Source organism: Sporomusa sp., assembly GCF_035561255.1.
GTDB lineage: Bacteria > Bacillota > Negativicutes > Sporomusales > Sporomusaceae > Sporomusa.
Map to the genome: position 1 here is coordinate 1 of NZ_DATMXX010000089.1, position 9,117 is coordinate 9,117.

10 protein-coding genes are annotated in these 9,117 nt (G+C 46.1%); 1 reads left to right on the forward strand and 9 read right to left on the reverse strand.

Features of this window, described 5'->3' with window-relative positions; genetic code table 11:
• The first annotated feature begins 82 nt into the window (after positions 1–82).
• Positions 83–709: a spore protease YyaC gene (gene yyaC / locus VN379_RS05350; protein ID WP_325531576.1), complete on the forward strand. Its 627-nt coding sequence runs from the start codon at positions 83–85 to the stop codon at positions 707–709.
• Between the two features lie 58 nt (positions 710–767).
• Here the strand turns inward: yyaC and VN379_RS05355 are convergent, their stop codons facing one another.
• The 9 genes from VN379_RS05355 to VN379_RS05395 all read right to left on the reverse strand — a co-directional run bounded on the left by VN379_RS05355 (position 768) and on the right by VN379_RS05395 (position 8,959).
• Complete coding sequence (locus VN379_RS05355; protein ID WP_325531578.1) at positions 768–1,148, reverse strand: polymer-forming cytoskeletal protein; 381 nt, start codon at positions 1,146–1,148, stop codon at positions 768–770.
• Positions 1,149–1,163: 15 nt separating this feature from the next.
• Entirely contained in the window at positions 1,164–2,093 is a 930-nt protein-coding gene (locus VN379_RS05360) for a M23 family metallopeptidase (RefSeq protein WP_325531580.1), read from the reverse strand.
• A 66-nt stretch (positions 2,094–2,159) separates the two neighbouring features.
• On the reverse strand, positions 2,160–2,678 hold the full coding sequence (locus tag VN379_RS05365) for a DUF4446 family protein (protein ID WP_325531582.1): 519 nt from the start codon (positions 2,676–2,678) through the stop codon (positions 2,160–2,162).
• Positions 2,679–2,719: 41 nt separating this feature from the next.
• The gene (locus VN379_RS05370; RefSeq protein WP_325531584.1) at positions 2,720–3,415 is read right to left on the reverse strand and encodes a DUF554 domain-containing protein; all 696 of its coding nucleotides are present in this window, start codon (positions 3,413–3,415) and stop codon (positions 2,720–2,722) included.
• Positions 3,416–3,417: 2 nt separating this feature from the next.
• Complete coding sequence (locus VN379_RS05375; protein WP_325531586.1) at positions 3,418–4,566, reverse strand: aminotransferase class V-fold PLP-dependent enzyme; 1,149 nt, start codon at positions 4,564–4,566, stop codon at positions 3,418–3,420.
• Positions 4,567–4,578: 12 nt separating this feature from the next.
• The gene (hydF, locus tag VN379_RS05380) at positions 4,579–5,802 is read right to left on the reverse strand and encodes a [FeFe] hydrogenase H-cluster maturation GTPase HydF (protein ID WP_325531588.1); all 1,224 of its coding nucleotides are present in this window, start codon (positions 5,800–5,802) and stop codon (positions 4,579–4,581) included.
• 21 nt (positions 5,803–5,823) lie between these two features.
• Complete coding sequence (locus VN379_RS05385) at positions 5,824–7,221, reverse strand: aspartate ammonia-lyase (protein WP_325531590.1); 1,398 nt, start codon at positions 7,219–7,221, stop codon at positions 5,824–5,826.
• Between the two features lie 63 nt (positions 7,222–7,284).
• Positions 7,285–8,205: a ParB/RepB/Spo0J family partition protein gene (locus tag VN379_RS05390; protein WP_325531592.1), complete on the reverse strand. Its 921-nt coding sequence runs from the start codon at positions 8,203–8,205 to the stop codon at positions 7,285–7,287.
• Positions 8,198–8,959, reverse strand: coding sequence for an AAA family ATPase (locus tag VN379_RS05395; RefSeq protein ID WP_325531594.1), 762 nt, complete (start codon positions 8,957–8,959; stop codon positions 8,198–8,200). The genes VN379_RS05390 and VN379_RS05395 overlap by 8 nt, the downstream gene beginning before the upstream one ends.
• Positions 8,960–9,117 lie beyond the last annotated feature (158 nt).

Genomic DNA, 9,117 nt, shown 5'->3' on the forward strand with positions numbered 1-9,117 from the left:
CATGAAAATTCCTGCTGTCACGTATAGTTTCCCCTTATCTTACACATAATGGTAATAACAAATATCTAACAGGAGCTGTGGCATGCTAAATAACATTTTAAGTTTCCCGGGGCTAAATAAATTGTCCCCTGTTAAACCCCCTCCTGCCCCTGAACCTGCAAAAGAGTCCAGATTTAATATTACCCAGCCAAGTGCGGTCTATGACCTGGCTATGTCTGTACGCAATCTCGTCCAAAACGCCAAAACTGATGGACATGAGATTGTAGTATTATGTATCGGTACTGACCGTTCAACTGGTGATTCCCTTGGCCCGTTAACAGGTACTAAGCTTAAAAGTATCAATTTATTCCCACATATCTATGGCACCCTGGATGATCCTGTTCATGCTACTAACCTTGAAGCCATGCTTAAGTCTATTAACACCACTTTCACTGCCCCTTTTGTCATTGCCGTAGATGCCTGCTTGGGTAAACTTGAGAATGTGGGCTATGTCACACTAGGCCAGGGTTCACTCAAACCGGGTGCTGCCGTCAATAAAGACCTGCCACCTGTTGGCAATGCATATATCACCGGCATTGTCAATGTCGGCGGATTTATGGAACACCTGGTACTGCAGAGTACACGTCTCAATTTGGTCATGAAAATGGCAGATACAATTGCCCATGGTTTATCTTTTGGCTTAGGTCGTCCCCAAAGCCATTCACAATAATAGCTGGCATACGAAAACCCAGGATACTCGACAGAGTGTCCTGGGTTTTATTTTGGGGTTATTCAGCATCTTCGCTACTTGGCAACTCCTTGAGCATCTGGCAGGCGCCGCGGAATACTGCGCCCTCGTTAATAGTTAACGTACCTACCTTGATATCGCCATACACCTTGGCTGTAGGAAGAAGTTCCAATTTGTCCGAGACTTCAATATTACCGGTTACCATACCGGCAACAATTACGTTACAGGCTTTCAATTGGGCCTGCATGCGGCCGCTTTCACCAACAACAATATCCCCGGCAGTAATAAGTTCTCCTTCGTGCTGGCCGTCAATACGAATCGTGCCCTGCGAGTTTATACATCCTTTAAATGAGGTATCTCGACCAATAATCGTTCCAACTTGATCACTCATGCTGATTGCTTGTTTTTTACTGCCAAACATGGTTGCGGGTCCCCCTCATAAGAAACTTGACGGATTAACCGCCGTGCCGTTCACGCGGATTTCATAATGGCAATGTGACCCGGTGCTGAGACCGGTGTTCCCCATATAAGCCACGATCTCGCCTTTTTTGACTTTTTGCCCTGGAGTAACCAATAGTTCAGAGTTATGACCATAAATAGTAACAATCCCGTTACCATGGTTAATTTCAACCATTTTTCCGTAACCGCCGTACCAACTGCTACTGGCAACTACGCCATCAGCAGTAGCAACAATCGGCGTACCGGTATCATTGGCAATATCAATACCTGGATGCCAGTCACTGCCCCAGCCCAAGGGCGAGCTACGCCAACCAAAGCGGGAGGTAATGTCACCACTCGTAGGCCAGATAGACGGGGTCGCCGCTAAGCGTTCATTTTTTTCGATTAACGAATTTTTTAAACTTAAGAGGCTTTGTTCCCTTTCTTTGACAGAGCTTCCAAGATCTTTGACCAGATTACTCAGTTCATTAATACTAGGCTTACTTTCCGGACCACCCTGCCCACTGTGGTTTCCGACCCTAACAGGAGCTGAGCGGGAGGTTGATGTTGCATCTTCACTATTTACCAGTCGGCGCAGATCAGCGTCAAGTTGATTCAATCGGGTCATATCTTCCTGCAGTTGAGCTGTCGTTTTCGCAAGCTCCTCAAGTTCTGAATACTGCTTGCTGTTTACTTCCCTTAGCTGAGTTAATTCCGTTTTTTCCTGGGTGGCTACATTAGCCTGATAACGATAATTAAGCATCGTGCCTGACAGTATTGTAAGACAAATACCCAGCGCTGCGGCTGCATATTTGACTGTTTTGATTGGTATGCGGACACTTAATACAGATTTGGCGTGATGGGGCACAATCATCAAAGTATATTCGCGTCTATCAGGTTTTGGCGTTTTTTGATTCAATAATATCACCTTCTTGTATCTACTTTTACACCTGATTTGGTATTATTCGCCAAAACTCGCTAAAATCCTGCCCATTTATGAACTTTTTCCCACTGCTTTATCCAACGCACCTTTTTCTTCATCTGTCAGGTAATAGGTCGATTCACCCTTGACTACCGGTTTGGCGTATACCCGAGACTCATTTCGCCCATAAATACTTGACAATACAACCCCGTTCTTTTTCCCGTCCAGTAAAGCAAGAGCAAAGCTTAGATCACTGCCGGTATCCTCGAAAGCATTAAACCGGACGACTCCAACATACTGGATAGATGCTGCCGTAATTGTGTCCAGACGGCGACACTCACCCTCAAGGCGGTTAACTTTATCCACTGCCTGGCGGACTTCTTCGACATGATGGACAAGTAGCCTTTCGATGTTAACACCATCCATGCCTGCCATCATTCTTTGATAGCGTCTATTCAATCTGCTCATTTTCATATTGATGTTGATAAAAACGATAAGTGCCACAAAAATCAACACAGTTAACCCAAGCAAAATATAAGGAAGATTTGTTGTAATGAATACTGTATACTGAGACAAGTCCATAGCTGTCATTGTATCACCTTTCCTCTAATCTGCGAAAACTAGTAACTCTGCTACATTGCTGGCCAAAGATAAGCGATGACAGCTGCAGCGGGGATTGCCGGCAACAAGTTTGCCAGCTTTATATTTTTTAGTTCCAGCATTAGTATGCTCACCCCAACAATAAGAATGCCGCCGGTTGCAGTCATTTCCTTAATTACACTGTCAGAAAGTACTGCACTGAAAAAGCCGGCAAGCAGGGTAATCAGGCCTTGATATATTAAAACTGAAATACTGGAAAACATTACTCCAATACCCATGCTGGAAGTAAATACGATTGCGGTAATACCGTCTAGCAATGATTTTGCATACAATGTACTTGTGTCGCCGCTCAGTCCATCTTGAATCGCCCCAACAACAGACATCGCTCCAATACAATATACCAGGCTGGCAGTAACAAAACCGTGACCAATACTGCTTTGATCTGCTTTATTGGAACTACCAAGTTTCAATGACAACCACTCACCCATATTGACAAGACCCTTATCAATATTAAGTGCTTCACCAAACACTGCACCGATTGCTAAGCCTAAAATAACGATAAGAATATTTTCTGTTTTGAAGGCCATTTGCAAACCGATAACCCCAACTGCCAACGCCATGCCATGCATGATCGTATTTTGATATTTCTCCGGAATGCCGCGTTTTAACGCCAGCCCCACCCCTGATCCGGCAAGTACGGCGGCAGCATTAACGATGGTACCCTTCATTTCTATAATCCTCCTTGAGCAGCCAGCTTCCGTACAGCAGCAATTGCCAGACTAATCTCTGCCGGTGTATTGAAATACCCTGGACTAAACCGCACTGTTCCTGTCTTGAGCGTACCTAGTGTCTGATGGGCCCAGGGAGCACAATGTAGTCCGGAGCGGCAAGCAATGCCGTATTCCCGATCAAGGGCATGAGCAACCAAACCGCTATCCTTGCCGTTCACAGTAAACGATACTACGGCGGTGCGTCCGGCATTATCTATAGGACCGTGAATTTTTACGGTCTCAATATCATTTAGGCCTGCAAGCAGTAATTGGGTTAGTTCCAGTTCTTTAGCTTGTATTTTTTTTCGCCCTGTAGTCAAGATAAACTGGACACCGGCTTTCAGCCCGGCAATCCCCGGCGTATTGGGCGTACCACTCTCCAGCCGGTCAGGCATAAACTCAGGCTGACGGTCTGATTCAGACAGACTGCCGGTTCCACCAACCCTTAGCGGTGCAACGGCTACCCTTTCATTGACATATAAACCCCCGGTTCCCTGCGGCCCCAATAAACCCTTGTGGCCGCTGAATGCCAGTATATCAATCCCCATAGCGGCAACATCAATTGACTCAACCCCAGCCGTCTGAGCTGCATCAACAATCAAAGTCACACCTGACTGCCTGGTCATTTCTCCAATCTCAGCTACAGGCATAACCGTGCCGGTGACATTAGAAGCATGGCTCATAATTACAGCTTTAGGTTTGTTTCTAAGAGCTGCCTGCATTGCTCCCAGATCAAGTTGTCCGTTGCAGGAACAGGGGACAACGCTGACATTTACCCCTTTTGCTTCAACAAAACGAACTGCCCTGGCTACAGCATTGTGTTCCATGGCTGTTGTAACAATTGTATCACCAGGGCATAACAGCCCAAACACAGCCATACTGATAGCATCTGTAGCATTATGGGTAAATACAATTTGATTGGCATCATCAATGGCAAATAATTCGGCCAGCGCTTCGCGCGCTTCATAGAGTAACAAACTGGCTTGCCGCGCCATACTATGACCACCACGCCCGGGATTTGCGCCCATTGTTCTTAAACAGCTATCAACGGCCTGATAGACAACCTCTGGTTTAGGCCAGGTAGTAGCCGCATTATCAAGATAGATCAAGCTCATTCGCTCCTAATCTTCAAGTATCATCCGGGCCAGCGGGAATGGTTCAAGGGCCCGGTACAAAATGCCATGGACCTGGGCAATTAATAGTCCATAATTGACTATTGGCACCCCCGCCTCCCTGGCCATTGCCAGGCGATATAACATTTCCCGCCGGTTAAGCATGCATGCGCCGCAGTGTACAATAAGCTTATATTTCTTCAAGTCTGGGGGAAATGTACTGCCGGAAAACCATTCAAACTCCAGCTCTCCGCCCACTGCTTGTCTGAGCCAGCGGGGAATTTTCACCCGGCCAATATCATCAGCCTGACGGTGATGTGTACAACCTTCGGAAACAAGCACCTTATCTCCAGGCTGTAGGGCCTCAATAGCTTTAGCCCCGGTTACCAGCGTCTCAAGATCACCTTTGTGTCGCGCCATTAAAATTGAAAATGAGGTAAGCATAACACCAGGCGGGGTGTCTGCGCCCACCTTCATAAACTCCTGCGAGTCAGTGACAACCATCCGCGGCGGGCTTTTTAACCCCTCCAAGGCTTCTTTTAACTCACGCTCTTTAACAACAACAGCACAGGCATCATTATCTAAAAGATCCCGGATTGTCTGAACCTGGGGCAGAATTAGGCGGCCTTTGGGTGCAGCCAGATCAATAGGTACAACCAATACAACGGTATCTCCCGGCGACACCAAGTCACCAATAACCGGCGGCCCTTCCCAATTATCCGGGGCCAAAGTAATAATTAAACGTTTTAATTCTTCAATACCCTGACCGCTTTTTGCACTAATACTACTTAGCGGCAAGTCCAGCAGGGCACCCCATTTTGCCAGAATATCGGATGCAATTGATATAAAATCACTTTTATTGACAACTGCCGCGATGGGTATGCCGCGCTTGCGGATATCTTTTACAAGCTCCTGCTCAAATTCAGTAACCCCTTGTTCTGGCTCGATGACTACCACGGCTAAATCGGCCTTATTAAGCACCTGCATGGTTCGCTCAACCCGTAGCAAGCCTAAATCACCGACATCATCAATGCCGGCTGTATCAATAATCATAACAGGCCCAATCGGCAATATTTCCATGGCTTTATATACGGGGTCAGTAGTTGTCCCAGGCACAGCAGAAACCAGCGCAATATCCTGGCTGGTAAGGGCGTTTATTAAACTTGACTTACCGGCATTGCGCCGTCCGAAGATCGCAATATGCAGCCGCGAACCCTTGGGAGTTTCTTGCATATGGTTATCCCCCTCCTTATCTCACTTTTGTGCGCCGGCAATTCCTGGCCGCGTCATCGCCCTGGGGTCCAGAATGGCATCAATTTGCAGTTCTGGCAAAACAGCTAATTCCAGCGCCGCCTGGCGCACAGTCACACCTGTTGCCAAGGCCAGGCGGGCAACCTTTGAGGCCAGATCATACCCGATATGTGGAACCAAAGCCGTAACACTGACCTGACTGCCTGCCAATAACGCCTGGCACCGCTCAGAATCTGCAACTATACCTTGAATACAAAATTCATTTAGAACCTTTACTGCATTCGTTAATACCGACAGGCTTTCTAACAGATGATGCGCAATTAATGGCATAAATGGATTTAGTTCAAGCTGGCCTGACTGCGCCGCTATGGTAATCGCCATGTCTGAGGCCATAACATGAAAAGCAACCTGGTTAATCGCTTCCGGGATAATTGGATTTACTTTACCAGGCATAATTGAAGAACCAGCCTGCCGTTCCGGCAGCTTTATCTCCCCCAGTCCAGCCCGGGGGCCTGAAGAAAGCAGCCTAAGATCATGGGCAATCTTACCCAGATTAACTGCCAAGGCTTTAAGCAAGCCGGATACCTCAACAAAAACATCAGCATTCTGAATAACATCAATCATGTTTTCGGCTCTGGCCAAACCGATACCGGCATATTGCCGTACCCTGTCATTTACCATAAATATGTACTTCCGGTCAGCATTAAGTCCGGTCCCAATAGCTGTGCCGCCTAAGGCTGCCTGGCGCAAACGCTCTTCAACTTTATAGAGCCGCCAGCGGTCGCGGGAAACCGCACCTGCATAGGCGCTAAACTCCTGCCCTAACATGACAGGTACCGCATCCTGCATTTCGGTGCGGCCAACCTTTATAACCCCGGCAAATTCAGCTTCCTTAGCCTGCAATGCCTCCTGCAGCGCAGCACAGCCCTCACTTAGTGGTTTAAGCAACCATATTGCTGCAATTCTAAGGGCGGTTGGATAAACATCATTTGTAGATTGATGCATATTAACATGATTAAGGGGATGTACGATATCATAATCGCCAGGCCGCCCGCCTAAAAGTTCAATAGCCCGGTTGGCAAGCACTTCATTGACATTCATATTGGTTGAAGTTCCGGCTCCACCCTGCAATGCATCAACAACAAATTGATCACACCATTTACCATGCATTACCTCATCTGCTGCAATGGCAATCGCTTGCGCCATCTCTTTGGATAAATAGCCTAATTCAGCATTGACTTCTGCTGCTGCTTTTTTTATTAAGGTAATTGCTTTGATTAGAAAGTAAGATACTTTATAGCCTGATAGCGGAAAATTCTCTATTGCCCGCAATGTATGAATTCCATAGTACACATCAGCAGGAACTTCCCGTTCTCCTAGCAAATCCGTCTCTACCCGCATATCTACGTACCCCCATCTGGTTGGAGTCCAAAGCGATTTGTTTCACGTGAAACATTCTTCGTTTTACACTACAAGCTGTCCATGAAATTTAGTGCTAGCCGCTTCTTGCCGGCTGGACAGCATTTCGATAATCCGTTCTAGGTCTTCAGAAGAATAATATTCAATTTCAATTTTACTCTTTAATTTTCCAGGTTTAATCCGAACCTGAGTACCAAGCATCATTTTTAAACGATCTTCAAATTCGTTCATAAAGAATTGGTTATCGTCATCAACCTGAGTCTGATCAACTTTAGCCTCTTTTTTTGTGGGCGAACGCCGAGCAGCAAGACGGCGTACCAATTCTTCCGAATCCCGGGCCGATAAGTCCTCCTCGACAATCTGTTTGGCCGCCTCAAGTTGTAATTCAGGTATTTCCAAAGCTAACAATGGTCTGGCTTGTCCCATAGATAATGTTCCACGTGAAACAAAATCCCGAATCTCTGGCTGCAGATTAAGTAAACGTACAATATTAGCAATCATTGAACGACTGCGTCCAATCTTTTGGGCTACTTCTTCCTGGGTTAATCCAAACTCCTCCATAAGCCGCCGGAAAGCCATTGCTTCTTCAATTGGATTGAGATTCTGACGTTGTAGATTCTCAATTAAGGCAATCTCCATCATCTCAGCATCTGTATAATCACGCACCACCGCCGGAATTTGTTTCAACCCGGCTAACTGCGAGGCCCGCCACCGCCGCTCACCAGCTACTAATTCATAGCCGCTAAGTGTCTTGCGCACAATAACCGGTTGAATAACACCATGTTGCTTAATCGATTGTGCCAGCTCAGCTAAGGTCTCTTCATCAAACTCCTGCCGGGGCTGATGCGGATTAGGAACAATATCTTTGATTGTAATCTCATTCGTGTCAGTCTCTCCGCTTGTTTCAACAGACGCAGGCGAGCCAAACAAGGCATCTAATCCTCGTCCCAATCCTCGTTTACTCATCACCAATCACCTCACGCGCTAAATCAAAATATACCTCTGTCCCTTTAGACTTGGGATCATATTTTATCACAGGCTGTCCGTGGCTGGGTGCCTCACTTAAGCGTACGTTCCGTGGAATAATAGTTTGATACACTTTATGCCGAAAATGATTTTTAACTTCATCGACAACCTGGATAGATAGATTAGTACGGGCATCAAACATAGTAAGCACGACCCCTTCAAGGGTCAAAACCGGATTTAAATTCTTTTGTACTAAGCTCACCGTACTCATTAATTGAGTTAAGCCTTCCAATGCATAAAACTCGCATTGGATAGGGACAAGGACCGAGTTAGCGGCCGTCAACGAATTAATCGTGAGTAAGCCTAATGAAGGAGGACAGTCAATCAGGACATATTCATAGCTGAATTTGGCTTTATCCAGAGCCCTTTTTAGTTTACCTTCACGCGACATCATCGATACAAGCTCAATCTCAGCCCCAGCCAGTTGAATGGTTGCCGGCAGCAACTTAAGATTAGGAATTTGTGTCTGGAGCACAATTGTTTCAAGCGGCACGTCATTCACCAAAGCATCATAGACACACCGTTTAATTGATCCTTTATTGAATCCCAATCCGCTGGTGGAGTTACCCTGCGGGTCAATATCAATAAGCAACACCTTTTTACCCAATTCAGCCAGGCAAGCCGACAGATTAACTGCAGTCGTGGTCTTGCCTACTCCTCCTTTTTGATTGGCGATAGCAATCACTTTTACCAAACTAGTTCACCTCAAATAGATTGTTCCATTAGAATTGTTTCATCCTTTCATTCTCCTACATATGCTTAATTTCCTGCCAATATTTTTTTGATATGAAAATCTTGGTGGATTAAAGCATAGAAACCAATAATTATTTGTAAATCCGGAAATATCACAGC